The sequence below is a fragment of the Pseudomonas sp. LFS074 genome (assembly GCF_047978165.1).
In the GTDB taxonomy this organism is placed as follows: domain Bacteria; phylum Pseudomonadota; class Gammaproteobacteria; order Pseudomonadales; family Pseudomonadaceae; genus Aquipseudomonas; species Aquipseudomonas putida_P.
In genome coordinates this window covers 2,026,444-2,046,779 of record NZ_JBFPFV010000001.1, presented here as the reverse complement: position 1 = coordinate 2,046,779, position 20,336 = coordinate 2,026,444, and the positions used below count along the sequence as shown (strand labels likewise).

General features: G+C 63.5%; 18 protein-coding genes and 2 pseudogenes. 11 read left to right on the top strand and 9 right to left on the bottom strand.

Annotation, left to right across the window (positions count from 1 at the left end; translation table 11 throughout):
* Positions 1–2: 2 nt before the first annotated feature.
* Genes ACNQP3_RS09400 through ACNQP3_RS09385 form a run of 4 tightly spaced genes read right to left on the bottom strand, consistent with a single transcriptional unit; the run spans position 3 to position 3,861 of the window.
* Positions 3–803 carry a carbohydrate ABC transporter permease gene (locus tag ACNQP3_RS09400; protein ID WP_012271556.1) on the bottom strand — a complete coding sequence of 267 codons (801 nt, stop codon included), beginning with the start codon at positions 801–803 and terminating at the stop codon, positions 3–5.
* Between the two features lie 3 nt (positions 804–806).
* Positions 807–1,670: a carbohydrate ABC transporter permease gene (locus ACNQP3_RS09395; RefSeq protein ID WP_041166682.1), complete on the bottom strand. Its 864-nt coding sequence runs from the start codon at positions 1,668–1,670 to the stop codon at positions 807–809.
* The gene (locus ACNQP3_RS09390; RefSeq protein ID WP_179027564.1) at positions 1,670–2,767 is read right to left on the bottom strand and encodes an ABC transporter ATP-binding protein; all 1,098 of its coding nucleotides are present in this window, start codon (positions 2,765–2,767) and stop codon (positions 1,670–1,672) included. Before ACNQP3_RS09390 ends, ACNQP3_RS09395 begins: the two co-directional genes overlap by 1 nt.
* A complete protein-coding gene (locus ACNQP3_RS09385; protein ID WP_060514160.1) occupies positions 2,767–3,861 on the bottom strand; it encodes an ABC transporter ATP-binding protein in 1,095 nt (364 codons plus the stop codon). The genes ACNQP3_RS09390 and ACNQP3_RS09385 overlap by 1 nt, the downstream gene beginning before the upstream one ends.
* 223 nt (positions 3,862–4,084) lie before the next feature.
* Between ACNQP3_RS09385 and ACNQP3_RS09380 the strand changes: the two genes are divergently transcribed.
* The 3 genes from ACNQP3_RS09380 to ACNQP3_RS09370 all read left to right on the top strand — a co-directional run bounded on the left by ACNQP3_RS09380 (position 4,085) and on the right by ACNQP3_RS09370 (position 7,613).
* On the top strand, positions 4,085–5,833 hold the full coding sequence (locus ACNQP3_RS09380; protein ID WP_060493066.1) for a sigma-54-dependent Fis family transcriptional regulator: 1,749 nt from the start codon (positions 4,085–4,087) through the stop codon (positions 5,831–5,833).
* A 165-nt stretch (positions 5,834–5,998) separates the two neighbouring features.
* Positions 5,999–7,063: an ornithine cyclodeaminase gene (locus tag ACNQP3_RS09375; protein WP_012271551.1), complete on the top strand. Its 1,065-nt coding sequence runs from the start codon at positions 5,999–6,001 to the stop codon at positions 7,061–7,063.
* A 79-nt stretch (positions 7,064–7,142) separates the two neighbouring features.
* Positions 7,143–7,613 carry an Lrp/AsnC family transcriptional regulator gene (locus ACNQP3_RS09370; RefSeq protein WP_060493067.1) on the top strand — a complete coding sequence of 157 codons (471 nt, stop codon included), beginning with the start codon at positions 7,143–7,145 and terminating at the stop codon, positions 7,611–7,613.
* A gap of 7 nt (positions 7,614–7,620) precedes the next feature.
* On the opposite strand, the gene ACNQP3_RS09365 is transcribed toward ACNQP3_RS09370, so the two are convergent.
* The 3 genes and pseudogenes from ACNQP3_RS09365 to ACNQP3_RS09355 all read right to left on the bottom strand — a co-directional run.
* A complete protein-coding gene (locus tag ACNQP3_RS09365) occupies positions 7,621–9,309 on the bottom strand; it encodes a putative bifunctional diguanylate cyclase/phosphodiesterase (protein WP_012271549.1) in 1,689 nt (562 codons plus the stop codon).
* 13 nt (positions 9,310–9,322) lie between these two features.
* Complete coding sequence (locus tag ACNQP3_RS09360; protein WP_375774218.1) at positions 9,323–10,351, bottom strand: methyl-accepting chemotaxis protein; 1,029 nt, start codon at positions 10,349–10,351, stop codon at positions 9,323–9,325.
* A 255-nt stretch (positions 10,352–10,606) separates the two neighbouring features.
* A pseudogene (locus ACNQP3_RS09355) lies at positions 10,607–10,888 on the bottom strand (PAS domain-containing protein); the annotation flags it as partial.
* A gap of 266 nt (positions 10,889–11,154) precedes the next feature.
* Between ACNQP3_RS09355 and ACNQP3_RS09350 the strand changes: the two are divergent.
* The 5 genes from ACNQP3_RS09350 (at position 11,155) to ACNQP3_RS09330 (ending at position 15,623) form a co-directional block, all read left to right on the top strand.
* Positions 11,155–11,469, top strand: a complete 315-nt coding sequence (locus ACNQP3_RS09350) for a helix-turn-helix domain-containing protein (RefSeq protein ID WP_012271547.1) — start codon at positions 11,155–11,157, stop codon at positions 11,467–11,469.
* Positions 11,470–11,696: 227 nt separating this feature from the next.
* Positions 11,697–13,010 carry a C4-dicarboxylate transporter DctA gene (locus ACNQP3_RS09345; protein ID WP_012271546.1) on the top strand — a complete coding sequence of 438 codons (1,314 nt, stop codon included), beginning with the start codon at positions 11,697–11,699 and terminating at the stop codon, positions 13,008–13,010.
* Between the two features lie 44 nt (positions 13,011–13,054).
* Positions 13,055–13,759 (top strand): FadR/GntR family transcriptional regulator, encoded by a 705-nt coding sequence (locus ACNQP3_RS09340; RefSeq protein ID WP_012271545.1) that lies wholly within the window; start codon positions 13,055–13,057, stop codon positions 13,757–13,759.
* A 16-nt stretch (positions 13,760–13,775) separates the two neighbouring features.
* Positions 13,776–14,444, top strand: coding sequence for a GntR family transcriptional regulator (locus ACNQP3_RS09335; RefSeq protein ID WP_012271544.1), 669 nt, complete (start codon positions 13,776–13,778; stop codon positions 14,442–14,444).
* Between the two features lie 120 nt (positions 14,445–14,564).
* Positions 14,565–15,623, top strand: a complete 1,059-nt coding sequence (locus ACNQP3_RS09330; RefSeq protein WP_060493071.1) for a hypothetical protein — start codon at positions 14,565–14,567, stop codon at positions 15,621–15,623.
* A 36-nt stretch (positions 15,624–15,659) separates the two neighbouring features.
* Here the strand turns inward: ACNQP3_RS09330 and ACNQP3_RS09325 are convergent, their stop codons facing one another.
* The gene (locus ACNQP3_RS09325) at positions 15,660–16,088 is read right to left on the bottom strand and encodes a PACE efflux transporter (protein WP_264316961.1); all 429 of its coding nucleotides are present in this window, start codon (positions 16,086–16,088) and stop codon (positions 15,660–15,662) included.
* 101 nt (positions 16,089–16,189) lie between these two features.
* Between ACNQP3_RS09325 and ACNQP3_RS09320 the strand changes: the two genes are divergently transcribed.
* The 3 genes and pseudogenes from ACNQP3_RS09320 (at position 16,190) to ACNQP3_RS09310 (ending at position 19,097) form a co-directional block, all read left to right on the top strand.
* Positions 16,190–17,068 (top strand): LysR family transcriptional regulator, encoded by an 879-nt coding sequence (locus ACNQP3_RS09320; RefSeq protein WP_012271541.1) that lies wholly within the window; start codon positions 16,190–16,192, stop codon positions 17,066–17,068.
* A 97-nt stretch (positions 17,069–17,165) separates the two neighbouring features.
* Positions 17,166–18,242: pseudogene (gene mcpA, locus ACNQP3_RS09315) on the top strand (methyl-accepting chemotaxis protein McpA); the annotation flags it as partial.
* Between the two features lie 114 nt (positions 18,243–18,356).
* Positions 18,357–19,097 carry a methyl-accepting chemotaxis protein gene (locus ACNQP3_RS09310; RefSeq protein WP_371040093.1) on the top strand — a complete coding sequence of 247 codons (741 nt, stop codon included), beginning with the start codon at positions 18,357–18,359 and terminating at the stop codon, positions 19,095–19,097.
* A gap of 152 nt (positions 19,098–19,249) precedes the next feature.
* Here the strand turns inward: ACNQP3_RS09310 and ACNQP3_RS09305 are convergent, their stop codons facing one another.
* Positions 19,250–20,323, bottom strand: a complete 1,074-nt coding sequence (locus ACNQP3_RS09305; RefSeq protein ID WP_060514161.1) for a hypothetical protein — start codon at positions 20,321–20,323, stop codon at positions 19,250–19,252.
* Positions 20,324–20,336 lie beyond the last annotated feature (13 nt).

Sequence of the window (20,336 nt, the reverse complement as noted above, 5' to 3'; positions counted from 1 at the left end):
CCTCACACCCGGCCCAGGGCAAAGCCCTTGGCCACATGGTTGCGCACGAACCAGATCACCAGCATGCCCGGCAAGATGGTCAGTACCCCCGCCGCCGCCAGCACGCCCCAGTCGATACCTGATGCCGACACGGTGCGGGTCATCACTGCGGCAATCGGTTTGGCATTCACCGACGTCAGAGTGCGCGCCAACAGCAGTTCGACCCAGGAGAACATGAAGCAGAAAAACGCCGTGACGCCGATACCGGAGCCAATCAGCGGAATGAAAATCTTCACGAAAAAGCGCGCAAAGCTGTAGCCGTCGATGTAGGCCGTTTCGTCTATCTCCTTCGGCACCCCCGACATGAACCCCTCCAGAATCCACACCGCCAGCGGTACGTTGAACAGGCAATGGGCCAGGGCCACGGCGATATGGGTATCGAACAGGCCAATTGACGAGTACAGCTGGAAGAACGGCAGCAGGAACACCGCAGGTGGCGCCATGCGGTTGGTCAGCAGCCAGAAGAACAGGTGCCGGTCGCCAAGGAAGCGGTAGCGCGAGAAGGCATAGGCCGCCGGCAACGCCACCAGCAAGGAAATCAGCGTGTTCAGGCACACGTAGTACAGCGAGTTGATGTAGCCGCTGTACCAGCTGGCATCGGTGAAGATCACCCGGTAGTTGTCGAGGGTGAACGCCTGCGGCCACAGGGTCAGGCCACCCAGGATCTCGGTGTTGCTCTTGAACGACATGTTCAGCAGCCAGTAGATCGGCACCAGCAGAAAGAAGAAGTACAGCAGCAGGGCCAGCGATTTGCGCGTGCTCATGGCCTAGTCCTTGTCGGCATGGGTCATGGCTGTGTAGAACAGCCACGACACCAGCAGGATGATCAGGAAGTACACCAGCGAGAACGCCGCTGCCGGGCCCAGGTCGAACTGCCCCACGGCCATGCGTGTGAGGGTCTGGCTGAGGAACGTGGTCGCGTTGCCAGGCCCACCACCGGTCAGCACGAATGGCTCGGTGTAGATCATGAAGCTGTCCATGAAGCGCAGCATCACCGCGATCAGCAGCACGTTCTTCAGCTTGGGCAGTTGGATATGGCGGAACACGGCCCAGCCCGAGGCACGGTCGATGCGCGCGGCCTGGTAGTACACGTCGGGGATGGCACGCAGCCCCGAATAGCACAGCAACGCCACCAACGAGGTCCAGTGCCACACATCCATCACCAGCACGGTGAGCCAGGCGTCGAACGGGTCGCCGGCGTAGTTGTAGCTGACCCCAAGCTTGGCCAGGGTGGCGCCGAGCAGGCCGATGTCGGCACGGCCGAAAATCTGCCAGATAGTGCCAACCACGTTCCACGGGATCAGCAACGGAATAGCCATGATGATCAGGCACACCGAGGCCATACGGCCTTTGGTTGGCATGGTCAGGGCAATGCCGATACCCAGCGGGATCTCGATCAGCAGCACGCAGGCGGAGTAGATGAACTGGCGCAGCAATGCATCGTGCAGCGCCGGGTCGCGCAGCACCTGGCGGTACCAGTCGGCGCCGACGAAGTAGCGGTTGGACTGGTCGAAGATGTCCTGCACCGAATAGTTGACCACCGTCATCATCGGCACCACCGCACTGAATGCCACCAGCAGAAACACCGGCAGCACCAGCCACCACGCCTTGTTGTTCGGCACCTTGTTGATCATGGCCCGGCCTCCAGCAGCACATCGTCGACGTACAGCATCAGCCACTGCGCGGGCAGGCTGACCCAGGCCAGCTCCACGGGCAACGGGCGATCCTCGCTCAGCCGCGCCTTGAGCGCGACACCGCCCAGTTCGAGGGTGACGATGCGGTAGGTACCCAGGTCTTCGACATCCAGCACCCGCGCCGGGTGGGCATCATCGAACGGGCCGTCCCACAGCTGCACGAACTCCGGGCGAATACCCACTTGCAATCGCCCACCCGCCATCGCCGCCAGGCGCTCGCGCAGGCCATCGGGCAGCGCCAGGCGGACATCACCGAACACCACTGCATCTGTCTCGGCGCGCACGTCAATCAGGTTCATCCCGGGGCTGCCGATGAAGTAGCCGACAAACGTATGTCGCGGTCGCTCGAACAGCTCGCGCGGGGTGCCGAACTGGACGATGCGCCCGCCGTGCATCACTGCGATCTTGTCGGCGAAGGTAGAGGCCTCCAGCTGGTCATGGGTGACGTAGATCATGGTGATGTTGAACTGCTCATGGATCTGCTTCAGCTTGCGCCGCAGCTTCCATTTCAGGTGCGGGTCGATCACCGTCAGCGGCTCGTCGAACAGGATTGCCGATACGTCATCGCGCACCAGGCCACGCCCCATCGAGACCTTCTGCTTTTCGTCGGCACTGAGGTTGCGTGCCTTCTTGCGCAGCACGCCAGCCAGGTCGAGCACCTCGGCAATTTCTTCCACCCGGGCACGCACACGCGCTTCGTCCAGCCCCTGGTTGCGCAGGGGAAAAGCCAGGTTGTCGAACACCGTCATGGTGTCGTACACCACCGGAAACTGGAACACCTGAGCGATGTTGCGCGCCTGCGGTGACAACTGGTTGACCGGTTTGCCGTCGAACAGCACCTCGCCATGGGACGGCGTCAGCAGCCCGGAAATGATATTGAGCAACGTCGACTTGCCGCAGCCCGATGGCCCGAGCAAGGCATAAGCACCGCCCTGCTCCCACACATGTTCCAGCGCGTGCAGGGCATAGTCTGCCTCGCTGGCGGGCTGGCGACTGTAACTGTGCGCCAGTTGGCGCAGGCGAATTTCGGCCATTACCCTCTCCTTGCCTGGCGCAGCCCCGGGGCCTGCACCAACACCCCGGCGCTGTCGAAGACGAACAGCTTGTGCGTGGGGATGAACACACGGATCGGCGTATCCACCTGGTATTCGTGCACCCCAGGCAGGTGCAGGACCATGCGCCAGAATTCGTTGCGCACATGCAGAAAGGTTTCTGAACCACTGATCTCTGCCAGTTCCACCAGCACCGCCAATTCCAGGTCATCGTCATGGGCCGGCACCAGGGTGATATGGCTGGGGCGCACGCCAAAGCGGTAGTCGCCCTCGGCCAACGGCTGCAAATCGGCATTGCGGGCAAAGTGCACGGCCTGGGCCAGGCTCACCTCGTTGCCACTGATACGGCCGGGCACCAGGTTGATCGGCGGCTCGGAAAACAACTCGGCAGCCAGCACGCTGCACGGGCGCTGATACACCTCGGCGGTGGGCCCGCTTTGCACGATGCGGCCTTCGTGCACCAGGGTAGTGGTGCCGCCCAGCGCCAGCGCCTCGTTGGGCTCGGTGGTGGCGTACACAGCAATGCAATGGCGGGCCGCGAACAACTCACGCAGCTCTTGGCGCAGGCCCTCGCGCAACTTGTAGTCGAGGTTGACCAATGGCTCGTCGAACAGGATCAACGAGGCGTCCTTGACCAACGCCCTGGCCATCGCCGTGCGCTGCTGCTGGCCACCGGAAAGCTCAAGCGGCAGGCGCTGCAGGTAGGTTTCGATGCGCAGCATCTCGGCGGTTTCCTGCACCCGGCGGCGGATCTGGTCCTCGGCCATGCGCGCCTGGCGCAGCGGTGAGGCGATGTTCTCGTACACGCTCAAGGTAGGGTAATTGATGAACTGCTGATACACCATCGACACATTGCGCTGGCGCACCGGCACGCCGGTGACGTCCTGGCCGTCCATCAGCACCCGCCCCCGGTCCGGGCGGTCGAGCCCGGCCATCAGGCGCATCAAGCTGGTCTTGCCCGCCAGGGTACGGCCCAACAGCACGTTGAACGAACCGGGCTCGAAACGCAGTGAGGCATCGACGACCCAGGGCTGGTTGTCGACACTGCGGCTGACCTGCTCCAGCACCAGGGACATGGCGTGGCCTTTTTGTGAGGGTTGTCCGCCGAGCACAGCCAGTTTCGTGCCAGTCATTCCCCGGTGCTCTGGTCCGGGGCCTGGATGGCAGAACGGGCAAATCGCGGGTTCACAAGTGAACACAATCACTGAACAACTGAACACTTGCCGGTTTGACAATGAACAGCGGTGAACAACACTGAACAGCGGTCCGCCCATAACAACAACCACTTAGGACAGGCCCATGGCCGCATCCGCGTCGACCCACACCCAACTGATCCAGGCGTCCTGGGCCCGCTGCCGCGATCACGGCCTGCAACCACAGCACGCACCGGACTTCGACTGCCTGACCCGTACCGAGCTAAGCGCCCTGCTGGAGCGGCGCCAGGCGCTGCTACGCCTGACCCGCGAGGAAGTGCTGCCGCAATACGCGCACCTGCTGGGCAATGCCAGCTACCTGGTGATGCTGGCCGATGCCGGTGGCTGCCTGCTCGACAGCTGGGGCTCGCGACGCTTCATCGAACCGCACCAACAGCACGGCTTCAGCGCAGGCGCCCATTGGCACGAGCGTGGCGTGGGCACCAATGCCCTGGGCACCGCACTGATTTGCGCCGAGGCGATTCACGTCGGCCAGGACGAGCACTTCCTGCGGCAGAACCGCTACATGTCCAGCGCCGCCGCCCCCCTGTTCGACGCCGCACGACAACTGGTCGGGGTGCTCGACGTAGCGAGCGACGGCTACTTGCCGGCCAGCCAGACGCTTGGCTTGGTGCGCATGATGGGCCAAAGCCTGGAAAACCGCCTGATCCTCGCCGAACATGCCGACCAGCATGCACAGCTGATCTTCAACAGCGCCTCTGACAACCTCGACAGCCCCTGGGCCGGCCTGCTGGTATTCGATGAGCGCGGGCAGGTCATGGCTGCCAATCACCGGGCCGACAGCCTGCTCGGCGGCAACCCGCTGCAACAGAACATCGAGCAACTGTTCCAGTTGCCCCTGCAGCAGCTGCTCAGCCATCCCCAGCAACAGCCCTTCGCCCTGCAGGCCACGGGGCGCAACCGCTTCCATTGCCAGTGGCACCCTGCGCGCGAAGCCACACGCCGCCGCGAGGCTGGCAGTGGCGAGGCGCGCCTGGATAAAGCGTTGCAACAGGCCGGCCTGTTGCTGGAAAAGGACATCCCGGTGTTGGTGCAGGGTGAAACCGGCGTAGGCAAGGAAGTGTTCGTCGAAACCTTGCACCGGGCCAGCAGCCGCGCCAATCAGCCGCTGATTGCCGTCAACTGTGCGGCGATCCCAGCCGAACTGGTGGAGTCGGAACTGTTTGGCTACGACAAAGGCGCGTTCACCGGCGCCCACCACAAGGGCAACCTGGGGCTGATCCGAAAAGCCGACCACGGCATCCTGTTTCTCGACGAAATAGGCGACATGCCACTGCCCACTCAAGCCCGCCTGCTGCGTGTGCTGCAGTCACGCACTATCCAGCCACTGGGTAGCGGCGAGCCGGTAGCGGTAGATATCCGCGTGGTGTCGGCGAGCAACCGCGACCTGGCCGAAGAAGTGCGCGCCGGGCGCTTTCGCCAGGACCTGTACTACCGCATCGCCGGGCTGGCCGTGGTATTGCCTGCGCTGCGCGAGCGCAGTGACCGGCGTCAGTTGATTGAGCAGCTACATGCCCGCTACCGCGACCCCGGGCAACCTGCGCGGCTGCCCCCGGCCATTATCGACCTGCTCGATCAACACCCATGGCCAGGCAACCTGCGCGAGCTGGTGAGTGTGCTGCAGGTGGCACTGGCGCTGGCGGGCAACGGACCGGTCGGCATCGAGCACCTGCCTGCGGGCTTTCTGGCCGAGTCGCAGCTACCGGTACGGGTGACGACCGAAGAGACGGACCTGCAGACCCTGGTCGAGCAAGCCAATGGCAACCTGTCGGCGGTGGCGCGGGGGCTGGGTATCAGCCGCACTACGCTGTACAAGCGTTTGCGGGCGCACTGAATCCATTGGCAGGTTTAGGCTCCCCACAGCCGTTTCGGCTGTCAGTGTCTCCAAATCAGCCGTAGCCGCTGCCGCCAGGGCCCATTACAGCCAGCTTTACCTCCCTGCCCACCGCACAATGAACCCAGTGCCCACTCTGGAAGCGTCGCCGCAGGGAGACCCCTCATGACCCGCTTTATCGATGTGCAAGACCTGGCCCGCCTGGTCAACCGCAAAGGCCTGCCTACCTGCCTGCTGGAAATGGCCGAATACATCCGCCAGGACTACCTGCGCTGGCCCGCCTTCGAGAAATGCGCCCGGGTTGCCAACCATTGCGCGGACGGGGTGATCGAGCTGATGCCGGTTGCCGATGCCAGTCGCTACGCCTTCAAGTACGTCAACGGCCACCCGAAGAACACCCGCCACGGCCTGCCCACGGTGATGGCCTTCGGCGCACTGGCCAGCATCGATACCGGCGCACCGTTGCTGCTCAGCGAGATGACCCTGACCACGGCCATTCGCACGGCGGCCACCTCGGCCCTGGCCGCCCGCTACCTGGCGCGAGAGGACAGCCGCAGCATGGCGCTGATCGGCAATGGCTCGCAAAGCGAGTTTCAGGCCATCGCCTTCAATACCCTGCTGGGCATTGACGAAATACGCCTGTTCGACATCGACCCCGCCGCCTCGGCCAAGCTGGTCGCCAACCTGGCCAACCGCCCCGGCCTCAAGCTGACCATCGCACGCTCCGTGGCCGATGCGGTGCGCGGTGCCGATATCGTCACCACGGTGACCGCCGACAAAGCCTACGCCACCATCCTCACCCCCGAGATGATCGAGCCGGGCATGCACCTGAACGCCGTGGGCGGTGACTGCCCAGGCAAGACCGAACTGCACCGGGCAATAGTCGAGCGGGCTCGGGTGATTGTCGAGTACGAGCCGCAAAGCCGGGTTGAAGGCGAGATTCAGCAGATGCCGGCGGATTCGCCGGTGACCGAGTTCTGGCGGGTGGTGGCGGGTGAGGCCAAGGGCCGCGAGCACGCCGAGCAGGTGACGCTGTTCGACTCGGTCGGGTTTGCCTTGGAGGATTTTTCGGCGCTGCGTTATGTGCTGGATACGGCGCAGGCGCTGGGTATCGGCAAGGACATCGGGCTGGTGCCGGTGCTGGAGGATCCGAAGGATCTGTATGCGCTTTTACAGCCGCGCAAGGTTGAGTTGCGAGCGGTGCCCAAGGCTGATTCCGTATGCGCCTGACAGACCTGGGGGCTGCTGTGCAGCAGCGCCCTTTACCGCCTAACCTGTCCATGCCCACTTCTGAAAGAAGCCCACGCGCATGGACACCAATGCCCACCCCCTCGACCGCATCGACGAAGCGATCATCGACATCCTGCGCCACGACGGTCGTATCACGTTCGAAAAACTCTCCACCCTCGTCCACCTCACCCCGCGCCCCTGCCTGGAGCGCGTGCGCAAGCTGGAGCGACGTGGCGTGATTCGTGGCTATGGGGCAATCATCGACCAGCACAAAGTGGCGCCCGGGGTGTCACTGCTGGTGCTGGCGGCCCTGTCCAACCAAAGCGGGCGCGCGGCACAGAAGGCCTTCGAAGCCACCTTGCACAACTGCCCGGAGGTGCATGAATGCCAGCTGATCAGTGGCCACTTCGACTACAGCCTGCGCCTGCACTGCCGCGACATGGAACACTACCGACTGCTCAGCGAACGCTGGATGAACGACGACACCTTGCACATCGACAAGCTGGTGGCGCACCCCGTGCTGGCCGAGGTCAAGACCATGGCCCGCTAATGGGCGTTCACGTGGCCCGCCATTGCTCCGGCTGCCGGTAGGCCTGTGCCCAGGCTTGCACCTCACTGACCGGCATCGGCCGAGCAATGCAGTAACCCTGCGCCAGCTCACAGCCCAGGCCCATCAGCACCCGGCCGTGCTCGACACTCTCCAGCCCCTCGGCAATCACCTCGCGGCCAAACGCCCGGGCCAGGCCGATCACCGCCGCCGTCAGCGCCAGGTCATCCTGGTCGTGAAGGATGTCACGCACGAACGACTGGTCGATCTTGATCGTCTGGGTCGGCAAGCGTTTCAGGTAACTCAACGACGAATAACCGGTGCCGAAATCGTCCAGCGAGAAACGCACGCCCAGTGCACGGCAGGCGTCCAGGCAGCGGCTGACGTGCTGCAGGTTGTCGATGGCAACCGACTCGACGATTTCCAGGTCCAGCCGCGCCGGGTCCACCTCCGGGTACGCTGCCAGTAGCTGCTGCAGGCGCTCGGCGAAGTCATTGCGCTGCAAATGCCGTGCGGCGATATTCACACTCAACGACCAGGGCTGCCCTTGGCGCTGCCAGGCCTGCAGCTGGCTCAGCGCCTGGCCGACCACCCACTCGCCGATTTCGACGATCAGGTCGGTCTGCTCTACCCAAGGCAGGAAGTCGCCGGGCGGCACCACGCCACGGCCTGGCCGTTGCCAGCGCAACAACCCTTCGAAGCCCAGCACCTGGCCGCTGCGCAGGTTGACCTTGGGTTGGTAGTAAAGGCACAGCTCACTGTTGTGCAGTGCCCGGCGCACGCGCGCTACAGTCTGGTGAGTGGCCTTGAGCTCCTGCTCCTGCGACACGTCGAACAGGTGATAGCGGTTGCGCCCGCGCTGCTTGGCCACATACATGGCCTGGTCGGCGTGGCGCACCAAGGTGTCGGCATCTTCGTCATCCTGCGGGTACAGGGTCACGCCGATACTGGCGCTGAGCGAAAGCCTGTGTTCACGCACCACACAGGGCGCCGCCAATGCCCGCAACACCCGCCGCAGAGCTGCATGCAACTGCTGCTCATCATCGACATCGCGCAGGATCAGCACGAATTCGTCGCCCGAAAGCCGGGCCACGGCATCGCCACCACGCAGGATGCTCTTCAAGCGCTGCGCCACTTCCACCAGCAGCAAGTCGCCCACGGCATGCCCATAGCCGTCATTGACCGCCTTGAACCCATCCAGGTCGAGCATGCACACCGCCAGCGGAATGTCTTCGCGGCGCGAGTAGGCCAGGGCCTGATTCAGCAGGTCGGACAGGTAGGCGCGGTTGGGCAGGCCGGTGAGCACATCGTGGCCCACCCGCCACTGCAGGGTATGCAGCAGCTGGCGTTTCTCGGTGACGTCAAAGCGGATCGACACATACTTGCGCACCTGGCCGGTCAGCGGGTCGATCAATGGCACCATGGTGCTGTCGACCCAATACAGCGAACCGTCCTTGGCCCGGTTGCAGATCTCGCCCTTCCATACCCGCCCGGCAGCCAGGGCACGCCACATGCCAACGAAGAACGCCGGTTCGTGCAGGCCCGAGTTGAGGATGCGGTGGTTGGCGCCCAGCAGCTCCTCACGGCTGTAGCCCGAGATGCTGCAGAACTGCTGGTTGACGTAAGTGATGTTCCCACGCAGGTCGGTTTCGGAAAAGATCGCGGCCGCGTCCACGGCCGCGCGATAGTTGTCATCCATAAAGCATCCTGCCTTAGCGGTTGAAGCGCTCCACCAGGGCGCGCAATCCGGCGCACACCTGTTCCAGTTCGGCGCCGCGCGAGGCGGCGGCGTTGGCGCTGTGGGCGCTGTGCTGGGCAATACCGGCTACGCCGTTGATCTGCCGCGAAACGTCTTCGGCCACCGCCGACTGCTGCTGCGAGGCGGTGGCCATCTGTTGGCTCATGTCACTGATGCGCTGCACCGCGTCACGAATGCCGTGCAGCGCCTGCCGGGCTTCCTGTACCTGGGCAACGCCCTGCTCGGCGCCATCGATGCCTTGGCTGGCGATCGCCACGGCCTCCTCGGCACCACTGCGCAGGGCATCGATAATCGCCTGAATGTGCAGGGTCGACTGGCGAGTCTTGTCGGCCAATGCCCGCACCTCATCGGCGACCACGGCAAAACCGCGGCCCTGCTCGCCTGCACGCGCCGCCTCGATGGCGGCGTTGAGGGCCAGCAGGTTGGTCTGCTCAGCAATGCCGCGAATCATCCCAGCAGCCTCGGCGATGGCACCGGTCTGACCAGCGAGGTGGCTGACCGCCTGGTTGATCTGCGTCACGGTGCTGGCCAGGGTCCGAATGGCCGCGCCGCTGGCATCGGCCACCTGGCTACCCTGCTCGGCCAGCAGGTGTGCGGTGTGTGCCTCGGCGGCGGTCAACTGGACGTGATTGGCCACTTCGCCGATAGAGGCGGCCATCTGATTCATTGCCGTGGCGCTCAGGTCAGTTTCGGCACGCTGCTTGAGCAAGGCCACCTCGGTGCTGCGCGACAACTGCCCGGCATCGTGGGCGGCTACCGCCATTTGCCCGGCCAGGTCACTTAGCCGCGTCAATGCGGTTTTCAGGCGTGCCTCTTCGCTGATCAGCATCAGTTGCAACTGCCCGGCGGCACCCGGCAGGTCGCTGTAGGTCAAGGCGGCGACCGGGTCGGCAAACGTGCCTTGCGCGCCCTGCACAACCTGCTGAAGCTGTCGCCCAAGGGCGTTGCGCACCCACAAGCCATAGGCCACGAACAGCCCCACCGTCAGCCCCTGCCCCACCAGGCCAGGCCACAGCTGATGGGCGCCAACTGCCAGCACTCCCCCGGCCAGTGGCAAGGCCAGGGCCTGCGCCAGCAAGCTCAACCGGCGCGGCGCCGACAATGCCGCTTGACCGTTACGCAGCCGCGCATACAAAGCCTCGGCACGGGCCACCTGCTCGCGGGTGGGGCACACCCGCACCGACTCGTAGCCCACTACCCGCCCGCCTTCGAGGATGGGCGTGACGTAGGCGTTGACCCAGTAGTAGTCGCCGTTACGGCAGCGGTTCTTGACGATACCCATCCAGCTCTTGCCGGCTTTCAGGTAGCGCCACATCAGCTCGTACACCGCCGGCGGCATGTCCGGGTGGCGCACCAGGTTGTGCGGGCTGCCGATCAGTTCGGCCTCGCTATAGCCGCTGATGGCAGCGAATTCAGGGTTGCAGTAGGTGATCAGGCTGGCGGTATCGGTAGCAGAAATCAGCCGCTGATCTGAGGGGAAACGTTGCTCGACCGGGGTTACCGGCAAGTTGAGGCGCACGATGAGACTCCATTCACTGACGAACCGGTACCCAGCTCATCGACAGCCGCCGGAACCGATCCATGGCGATCCGCTCCAATTGGCAAATGCGCTTCCCGCCGTTGGGGCACGAGGCCGACCGAAGCAAGGAAGTTGACGATGACTGGCCAGTCAAGCCGTGAATTCTACGAAATTCATCACATAAATAAAACAAAGGTGATCAATCATGGCGTTGCGCCATGCCGATAGATATCGTTAAGTTCTTGATTCTAAATGGGAATTAAGTGATGACGAGATCAGCTTTGGGTTTCGCCCTGCGCCGCTACCGCAAGCTGGCGGGCCTGACCCAGGCACAACTGGCCGAACGGACCGGCTTCGACCCCAAGACCATCAGCCGCTTCGAAACCAGCACCTATACCCCCAGCATTGATGCACTGATGGAGTTCGCTCAGGTGCTGGGTGTAAAACCCAAGGACTTCTTCGCCGAACCGGACGACGAAGAGGAGCAGCGCGCCTACCTGTTCGGTGTCATTCACAACGCCCCGCCCAAGGATCTTGGCAAGCTGATTGCAGCAGTGGAGCAGGCACTGGCCAAGCCCTGACCTGTTCACGCGCCCCCCCTCTACGGTACGCACCGAACTAGAGCCTGGCAGGCCGGATTGCCCCATAACTGGTCAGACCGGTAAGGCCAAAAAACCTTGCACTCAGGGTTTTTTCGCGCTTTTATGGCTTCGCGCTGAACAAACCGGTAAGACCACAATAATTAAGTCCTGCGCTCTTTCGCCCCGTGCGGCTACCGAAGCAAGGACACCGATCAGAGACTCCTCCCATGCTCAAATGGTGCTCGCGTTCGATTTTCCTGCAAGTCGTACTCGGCCTTGCCCTCGGCATCGCCTGCGGTCTGAGCTTCCCCGACCTCTCCCTGCAACTCAAACCTCTTGGCGACGGCTTCATCAAGCTGATCAAGATGCTCATCGGCCTGATCGTGTTCTGCGTGGTGGTCAGCGGCATCTCGGGGGCGGGCGACCTGAAAAAGGTCGGGCGCATCGGCCTGAAATCGGTGATCTACTTCGAAGTGCTGACCACCCTGGCGCTGGTGATCGGCCTGGTGTTCGCCTTCAGCAGTGGCATTGGTAGCGGTGCCAACATTCACCTGGACCAGCTGTCCACCGCTGATGCCAACGGCTTGGCCGAGCGCGGCCAGCACATTCACGGCGCCACGGCGTTCTTCATGGACCTGATCCCCACTTCGGTGATCGGCGCCTTCGCCGACAACAACATTCTCCAGGTGCTGTTGTTCTCGGTACTGTTCGGCAGCGCGCTGAACCTGGTGGGTGACTCGGCCGCCGGCATTTCGCGGCTGATCAACGAACTGAGCCATGTAATCTTCCGCATCATGGGCATGATCGTGCGCCTGGCGCCGATCGGCGTGTTCGGCGCCATTGCCTTCACCACCAGCAAATACGGCCTGGAATCGCTGCAGCACCTGGGCGGCCTGGTCGCGCTGTTCTACCTGACCTGCGCCGGCTTCGTACTGATCGTGCTGGGCACCGTCATGCGCCTGTCGGGCCTCAAACTGCTGCCGTTGATCAAGTACCTGCGTGAGGAGCTGACCATCGTTCTCGGCACCGCTTCTTCCGACGCCGTACTGCCACAAATCATGCGCAAGCTGGAGCACCTGGGCATTGGCAGTTCCACGGTCGGCCTGGTGATTCCGACCGGCTACTCGTTCAACCTCGATGGTTTCTCCATCTACCTGACCCTGGCCATCGTGTTCATCGCCAACGCCACCGGCACACCGCTGGAAATGACCGACCTGCTGACCATCCTGCTGGTGTCGCTGGTGACTTCCAAAGGCGCTCACGGCATCCCAGGCTCGGCGCTGGTGATTCTCGCTGCCACCCTGACCGCCGTACCGGCCATTCCGGTGGTCGGGCTGGTATTGGTACTGGCGGTGGACTGGTTCATGGGTATTGGCCGGGCGCTGACCAACCTGATCGGCAACTGCGTGGCTACCGTGGCCATCGCCCGCTGGGAAAAAGACATTGACCTGGAACGCGCGCAGAACGTGCTCGATGGCAAACTTGGTTTTAACCCCACGCAGCGCAAACAGCCCAACACACACCATCAACAGGAATTTTGACCGAAAGTGGCCGGCGAAGACGCCGGCCCTAGCAGGAGCGAACCGTGATCAGCTCATCGACCGTCGTCAACTCAGTGGTGGAAAAACTGCGCCAGGCCCTGGCCCGCGGCCAATGGCGCACCGGCGACATGCTGCCAGGCCAGCGCGAGCTGGCCGAACAACTGGGTATCAGCCGCCCGAGCCTGCGCGAAGCGGTGACCGTGCTGGAAACCCTGGGCCTTGTGCGCTCAATGCCGGGCAAAGGCGTGCTGGTGCTGGATGCCGATGCCATTAGCCATGAAGCAGGCGTGGACACCAGCGCCGCGGCCAGCCTGGCCGACGTGCTGGAACTGCGCTACACCCTCGAACCCTTCATCGTCGGCCTGGTGGCGCAATCGGCCAACAGCCAGGACATTGGCCAACTGCGGCTGACCCTGATGGACATGCGTGAAGCGCTGGAGGCCGATGACAGCGAAGCCGGGGTCAAGGCCTACATCGCCTTCCATGAGGCGCTGTTCGCCCTGACCACCAACCCGATCTTCCAGAGTGTGGTGCAGCAAACCGGCAATGCCCTGAAGCAGAGCGCCGACATGCTGCGCAACTCGCCAGAGCACCTGGCCGCGCGGCTGAAGGAGAACGAAGCGGTGGTACGCGCCATTCGCGAGCGCAGCAGTGCAAAGGCCAGTGCCCAGATGCGTCAGCATATCGTGGCCGAAGGGCTGCGCATGGGTATTGCGCTGAATATCCCGGACGAACATCCGCATCCATGACTTCAGGAGAGCGACCATGAACGCCGCCCACCACTTGCCTGCCCTGCTCGCGGCCGGTGAAACCCGCCTGTCGGCCGAGCAGATCTACCCGCGCCTGTTCGATGCCATCCTGGAACAGCGCCTGCCACCCGGCAGCCTGCTGCCCGAGGAGGCCCTGGGCCATGCCTTTGGTGTCAGCCGCACGGTGATCCGCCGCGTGCTCGGGCGCCTGTCCGACCAGCAAGTGGTGGTGCAGCGCCCCAGCCACACCGCACACCTGGCCGCGCCCGACCCAGACCAGGCACGCCAGGTACTCAGCGCCCGGCGCCTGGCCGAGACCACGCTGATTACCCTGGCCGCGCAACGCGCCCGGCCGGCGCAGGTTCGCCAGCTGCGGCAACTGGTGGAGCGCGAGCGCCAGCACCATGAAAGTGGTGAACGCTGTTCGGCGATCCGCCTGGGCGGCGAGTTCCACCTGAAACTGGCGCAAGTGGCGGCCAACGCACCACTGGCACGCTTTCTCAATGGGCTGGTGCCGATGACCTCGCTGATCATCGCCCGCTACGAGTCGCCGTGCTGTGACCACTGCGCGTGGCAAGAACATGCAGCAATCATCGATGCCGTCGAGCAAGGTGATGCCGAGGCGGCCTTGGGGCTGATGCACAAACACCTCGACCGCCTGGAAGAAAAGCTCGTCCTGAAGTGATTACGCGGGTTCCTTTGGGAGCGCGTTGGGCAGGCGATTGGCGATGGGCTGCACGGCAGCAGCTCGCACCCCACCCTATACTGCGAGAACCACCCCAGCCTCTACCAGGGAGGCGGTCGCGTGAGCTCTCGAATGCTTTTGTTGCTGTGCCTTCTGCTGGCCCTCGGCGGTTGTGCCAGCAAGCGCCCACCTGCCCCGCCGCCACCTGCAGTACTCACCCCCGCTGCCTGGCAACGCATCGACCAGGAGTTGATCGATGCCTCGGTGGGCGCCGCCGGCTCGGCTAATGACTATGCCCGGCGCTCCATGCGGGTGTGGAAAGAACAGGTACAGCAACGTACCGAAAGCGACTTCATCCCCTGGTTCACTGGCTACTGGACCCAGCAGTGGCTCACCCTCAAGGTGGCCTGGTACAAGCTCGACAGTGGTGAGGGCCGGGAACCGGCAGAAAAGCGCCTGGCGCTGTACCTGCAGGAGCAGTACCACGCACGGGTGATCGAGCCGGTGGCCGAGCAGATCAACCCCGAGGGCATTCGCGACCGGGCCTGCGAGCTGTACCTGCAACTGCTCGGCCAGCAACTGCCGGCCATCATCAGCCGCTACAACGCGCCGCCCGAGCAGTTCAGCCAGCGCCTGAACCGTATTCCCGTCATCGCCCTGGGGCCACCGGATGCGCGCAATGCCAGCCTATATCAGCTGCTGCGGGCCAAGTCGCTGGACCAGCAACCGGCATGGCAAGCCATGCGCCAGCACTTGCATCAGCAAGCCAGCAAAGGCCCCGGCAAGACCGATGTCGGGCTGAACTCGGTGGCCACCCAGGCAAGCGAAAAACTCGGCGCCACCCTGGCCCCACGCGGTATTGCCAGTGCCGTGGCATCGGCAGTGGGCAAGGTGGCAGGGGCGATGATTTCGATTGCAGCGGCCGGTTACGGGATGATGACCCATGACCGTGAACAACCACAGATGGTCGAGCAGCTGCGGGTGATCCTCAACGTGGCGTTGAACCAGGAGTGGCAGGAGTTGATGGAGAACCGCCAGAGCGGGGCCATGGCGGGGGTGTACTACCTGTCGGGGCAGGTTGAGGACAGCTTGCTGGCCAGTGCGCCGCGACCGGTGGAACAACCGGTGCAGCAGGTGAAACAACAGCAGGCGCCATTGATCATTCGCCTGCCGCCGTAGCAGCCTTGTGCCGTGTAGAGGCCAGTACCCGCTAGATCAAGCTGTAGCCATGGCCGAGTTGGGCAACCCAAACACCCGATCAAACGCCCAGTTATAGGCAAAGGTGTAGCACGGCACCAGAATGATGAACGCCATGTCCACCAGCAGCGCTTCCAGCAACGTCATGTCCAGCCACCAGGCAATCAGCGGGATCAGGTACACCACCAGGGTCAACTGGAAGCCGATGGCATGCGCCACCCGCCGCACCACGCTGCGACCACGCTTGGCCTGGCGGCTCTCCCAATACTCGAACAGGCTGTTGTAGACCAGGTTCCAGAGCATGGCGATGGTGGTGATCATCACCGCCAGCGGCCCGGTGTGCGACGCCTGCGTGTCCGACAGGTAAGCCAGCCCTAGGGTCGACATGCACAGCCCGATGAGTTCATAGAACGTCACGTAGACCAGTTTGCGTTTCAGTCCCTGCACGCGGGATTACCTCCAATGAGAAAAGCGATGGGGGCGATCATGCTTCAATGCACTTGACAGCAAAAGTAAGCAGCTGTCAGATCTACTGACAGGAGGCTGCCATGAATTTTTCCAGCGACAACATCCAGCTGTTTCTTGCCGTGCTCGACCGCGGTTCCTTTTCCGCCGCTGCGCGCGCGCTCAAACGCGTGCCGTCGGCCGTGAGCATGGCCATCGGCAACCTTGAGGCGGAACTTGGCTACAACCTATTCGAACGCGGCCCGCGTGAAGTTCGTCCAACTGCACAAGCTTTGGCCCTGGAGCCACACGCCAGGCTGATTGCCGAGCAATTGGGGCTGCTTCAGGTGCATGCCCTGGAGCTTTCCCAGGGGCTGGAGAGCAGCCTGACGCTGGCGGTGGCACCCGACATCGATCACCGCCCGTTGCTGGCGGCCATCGCCAACCTCGGCGAGCGCCACCCTCTGCTGGACATCGCCCTGCTGAGCGCCCCGCAGGAGGAAGCCCTGCAGTTGCTGGACAGCGGCCGCGCCGACCTCTGCGTGGCCTTTGCCGGCCTGCAGGTCGATGCCCGGCGCGGCTTCCAGCACATCGGCATGGAGACGCTGGTGGCTACGCTGTCACCGGCCCACCCGGCCTTGCGTGAGGGGCGTATCCACTACCTTGAGGACCTGACCCAAGTGCGTCAGATTCTGGTGCGCAGCCGCGACCTGCCACTGGCTGACCCTCGCCCGCTGATCGGCGCCACCCACTGGTTCACCGACAGCTTCGACCTGGCTTTGCAGATGGTGGAAACCGGCCTGGGCTGGGGCGACTTGCCGCTGTCGCGGGTCGCGCCGCTGCTGGCCAGCGGGCGCCTGGTACGCCTGGATTTTCGCAATACCCGCAACGAATTGCAGTTGCCGGTGCATATCCTGTGGCGCAAACAACAGCCGCTGCAGCAGGCCGCACGGCTGCTGATCGAACAGTTGGCTGAGCAGTGACTGCCGTCTGTCGAAACGACCGTAAGAAATTTCTGTAAGCGCTTCAATCTTTTACCCCTTGAGCCGATATCTCGGTCGATAGGCCCCGCAGTGCGTCATGAGCGCGCTGCGCCCTCCCCTCATTGGCTCAAGGTCTCGAAACATGAACCTGAAATTTCGCCACAAGATCCTGCTCAGCGCCTGCGGCGTCGTGGTCCTGGCATTTGCCCTGTTCACGCTTTACAACGACTACCTGCAACGCAACACCATCCGCCAGAACATCGAAGCCTCGGTACAGCAGTCCGGTGCACTGACTGCCAGCAGCGTGCAGAACTGGATGAGCGGGCGCATCCTGGTGCTGGAAAACCTGGCCCAGGACATCGGCCAGCAAGGCGCCGGCGACACCCTGGCCGGGCTGATCGAGCAGCCGTCCTACACGCGTAATTTCCTGTTCACCTACCTGGGCCAGGCCAACGGCGTATTCACCCAGCGCCCGGATACCCAGATGCCCGCCGGTTACGACCCGCGCCAGCGCCCCTGGTATGGCGCCGCCGCCAGCGCCGGGCAAACCGTGCTGACCGCCCCATACCAGGGTGCGGTCGGTGGCCTGATGGTAACCATCGCCACCCCGGTGAAGAGCAAGAGCAATGGCGAACTGATCGGCGTGGTCGGCGGTGACGTGACCCTCGATACCCTGGTAGAAATCATCAACTCGGTCGACTTCGGTGGCATCGGTCACGCCTTCCTGGCCGACGCCAACGGCCAGGTGATCGTCAGCCCCAACAAAGACCAGGTGATGAAGAACCTCAAGGACATCTACCCAGGCAGCAACCTGCGGGTTGCCGCCGGCATGCAGGATGTCACCCTCAACGGCCAGGACCGCATCATTTCGTTCGCCCCGGTGAACGGCCTGCCGTCGGCGCAGTGGTACATCGGCCTGTCCATCGACAAGGACAAAGCCTACGCCGCGCTCAGCCAGTTCCGCACCTCGGCGATCATTGCCATGCTGATTGCCGTGGCCGCCATTGCCGGCCTGCTCGGCCTGCTGATCCCTGTGCTGATGAGCCCGCTGACCACCATGGGCCGCGCCATGCGTGACATCGCCGAAGGCGAAGGTGACCTTACCCGCCGCCTGGCCGTGCAGAACAAGGATGAGTTCGGCGAACTGGCCACCTCGTTCAACCGCTTTGTCGAGCGTATCCATGCCTCGATCAGCGAAGTGTCCTCGGCCACCCGCCTGGTGCATGACCTGTCGGAGAAAGTGGTCAGTGCGTCCAATGCGTCTATCAGCGGCTCTGAAGAACAGAGCATGCGCACCAACAGTGTGGCTGCGGCCATCAACGAACTGGGCGCAGCCACCCAGGAAATCGCCCGCAATGCCGCCGATGCTTCGCAACATGCCAGCGGTGCCAGCGAACAGGCGCACGGTGGCCGTGAAGTGGTTGAAGAAGCCATCAGCGCCATGACGGCCCTGTCGCAGCGCATCAGCGAGTCGTGCGCGCAGATCGAAACGCTCAACGCCAGCACCGACGAAATCGGCAAGATACTCGACGTGATCAAGGGCATCTCGCAGCAGACCAACCTGCTGGCGCTGAACGCCGCCATCGAAGCGGCCCGTGCCGGTGAAGCCGGCCGTGGTTTTGCCGTGGTGGCCGACGAAGTGCGTAACCTGGCGCACCGGACCCAGGAATCGGCGGAAGAAATCCACCGCATGATCACCAGCCTGCAGGTGGGCTCGCGCGAAGCGGTGCACACCATGAACACCAGCCAGGTTTCCAGCGAGCAGACCGTGCAGGTGGCCAACCAGGCCGGCGAACGCCTGGCCAGCGTGACCCAGCGTATTGGCGAAATCGATGGCATGAACCAGTCGGTGGCCACGGCTACCGAAGAGCAGACCGCCGTGGTCGAGAGCCTTAACCTGGACATTACCCAGATCAACGCCCTGAACCAGCAAGGTGTGGAGAACCTCAACGACACCCTGCGCCATTGCGATCAGCTGGCCCAGCAGGCCGGGCGCTTGAAACAGCTGGTAGGCAGCTTCAGGATCTAAATCGGAACACACCCTGTAGGAGCGGCCTTGTGTCGCGAAAGGGCCGCAGAGCGGCCCCGGCAATTTCTGCGGCTTAGCTGAAAATCCGGGGCCGCAACGCGCCCCTTTCGCGACATAAGGCTGCTACTACAGGGGATCGCGTCAGCAGCAAATCATGCGTCAGCAGTGAGCGCCGCTTTAACGGCCCTACCCCGCCGCACCCACGCCAGCAACACCGCTGCCATCAGTACAAAGCCCAAATAACCGAAAAGCGGGTACACCTGGCCCACCAGGCTGATGAACCCCACCAGGCTGCAGCCGAACGCCACCACCCCGGTCACTACCGAGCCCCAACGGAACTTCGCCGTGCCTGCCGGCAACAGCCGCGAGAGGAACGAAAACAGCGTGCCCACTGCAGTGTTGACGATCATGCCGAAGATGATCAGGCACATCACCAGCCCCAGCAGCGGTGACACTTCGTTGGCAATCGACAGCATCGGCATGGGCAGGTCGGCCACACTGTCCAGCCGCGACAACAGCCCGGCACTCATCACCAGCATCAGGCCACCCAGTGCCGCACCACCCAGCAGGCCACCCCATATTGCAGTTTTCTCGCCCTTGGCCGAACCGCCCAGAATGGCCAGGATCGGCGCACCGGCCACGATGTTGTACGACACATACAGGAACGCACCCAGCAGCCAGTGGCGGGTGCCGGCCTGTTGCTGGCTGGCCAGCTGGTCGAGCGCCGCGAAGCTCTGTTCACGGGTGAACACGGCGTACAAGGCAATTGCCGAGGCCACCAGAATCAGCAGCGGGGTAATGGCGCCAATCGCCAGGATCACCTTGCGCACGTCCAGGCACACGATGGCCACCACCACCAGCGTCACCATTACACTGCCGGTCAGCGCCGGAATACCGAACTGCTGCTCCAGCAACGCACCACCGCCGGCCAGCATGACCACGGTGACCGCGAACATGAAAAAGGTGATCAGCCAGTCGACGAACAGGCCCAGGTGACGGCCACAGATGGCCTGGATTACGTCCTTGTGCGAAGTGGCCTGCTGGCGGTTGCCCAAGCCGGCCAAGGCCATGCCAAGGAAGGTGAACAAGGCGGCGCTGACCAACGCGCCAACCAGCCCCCACACGCCGAAATCGACAAAGAACAACAACAGTTCCCGCCCCGAAGCGAACCCCGCCCCCACGATCACGCCGACAAATGCGCCGGCAATCTTCAGCTGCTCTTGCATGTGAACCTCTGGA

What these genes read in the sequence shown, in the direction of transcription:
- ACNQP3_RS09350 (WP_012271547.1), top strand. Translation starts at nt 11,155, where the DNA reads ATGACGAGATCAGCTTTGGGTTTCGCCCTGCGCCGCTACCGCAAGCTG.
- ACNQP3_RS09390 (WP_179027564.1), bottom strand. Translation starts at nt 2,767, where the DNA reads ATGGCCGAAATTCGCCTGCGCCAACTGGCGCACAGTTACAGTCGCCAG.
- ACNQP3_RS09380 (WP_060493066.1), top strand. Translation starts at nt 4,085, where the DNA reads ATGGCCGCATCCGCGTCGACCCACACCCAACTGATCCAGGCGTCCTGG.
- ACNQP3_RS09400 (WP_012271556.1), bottom strand. Translation starts at nt 803, where the DNA reads ATGAGCACGCGCAAATCGCTGGCCCTGCTGCTGTACTTCTTCTTTCTG.
- ACNQP3_RS09335 (WP_012271544.1), top strand. Translation starts at nt 13,776, where the DNA reads ATGAACGCCGCCCACCACTTGCCTGCCCTGCTCGCGGCCGGTGAAACC.
- ACNQP3_RS09320 (WP_012271541.1), top strand. Translation starts at nt 16,190, where the DNA reads ATGAATTTTTCCAGCGACAACATCCAGCTGTTTCTTGCCGTGCTCGAC.
- ACNQP3_RS09385 (WP_060514160.1), bottom strand. Translation starts at nt 3,861, where the DNA reads ATGTCCCTGGTGCTGGAGCAGGTCAGCCGCAGTGTCGACAACCAGCCC.
- ACNQP3_RS09345 (WP_012271546.1), top strand. Translation starts at nt 11,697, where the DNA reads ATGCTCAAATGGTGCTCGCGTTCGATTTTCCTGCAAGTCGTACTCGGC.
- ACNQP3_RS09310 (WP_371040093.1), top strand. Translation starts at nt 18,357, where the DNA reads ATGCGCACCAACAGTGTGGCTGCGGCCATCAACGAACTGGGCGCAGCC.
- ACNQP3_RS09305 (WP_060514161.1), bottom strand. Translation starts at nt 20,323, where the DNA reads ATGCAAGAGCAGCTGAAGATTGCCGGCGCATTTGTCGGCGTGATCGTG.
- ACNQP3_RS09375 (WP_012271551.1), top strand. Translation starts at nt 5,999, where the DNA reads ATGACCCGCTTTATCGATGTGCAAGACCTGGCCCGCCTGGTCAACCGC.
- ACNQP3_RS09370 (WP_060493067.1), top strand. Translation starts at nt 7,143, where the DNA reads ATGGACACCAATGCCCACCCCCTCGACCGCATCGACGAAGCGATCATC.
- ACNQP3_RS09365 (WP_012271549.1), bottom strand. Translation starts at nt 9,309, where the DNA reads ATGGATGACAACTATCGCGCGGCCGTGGACGCGGCCGCGATCTTTTCC.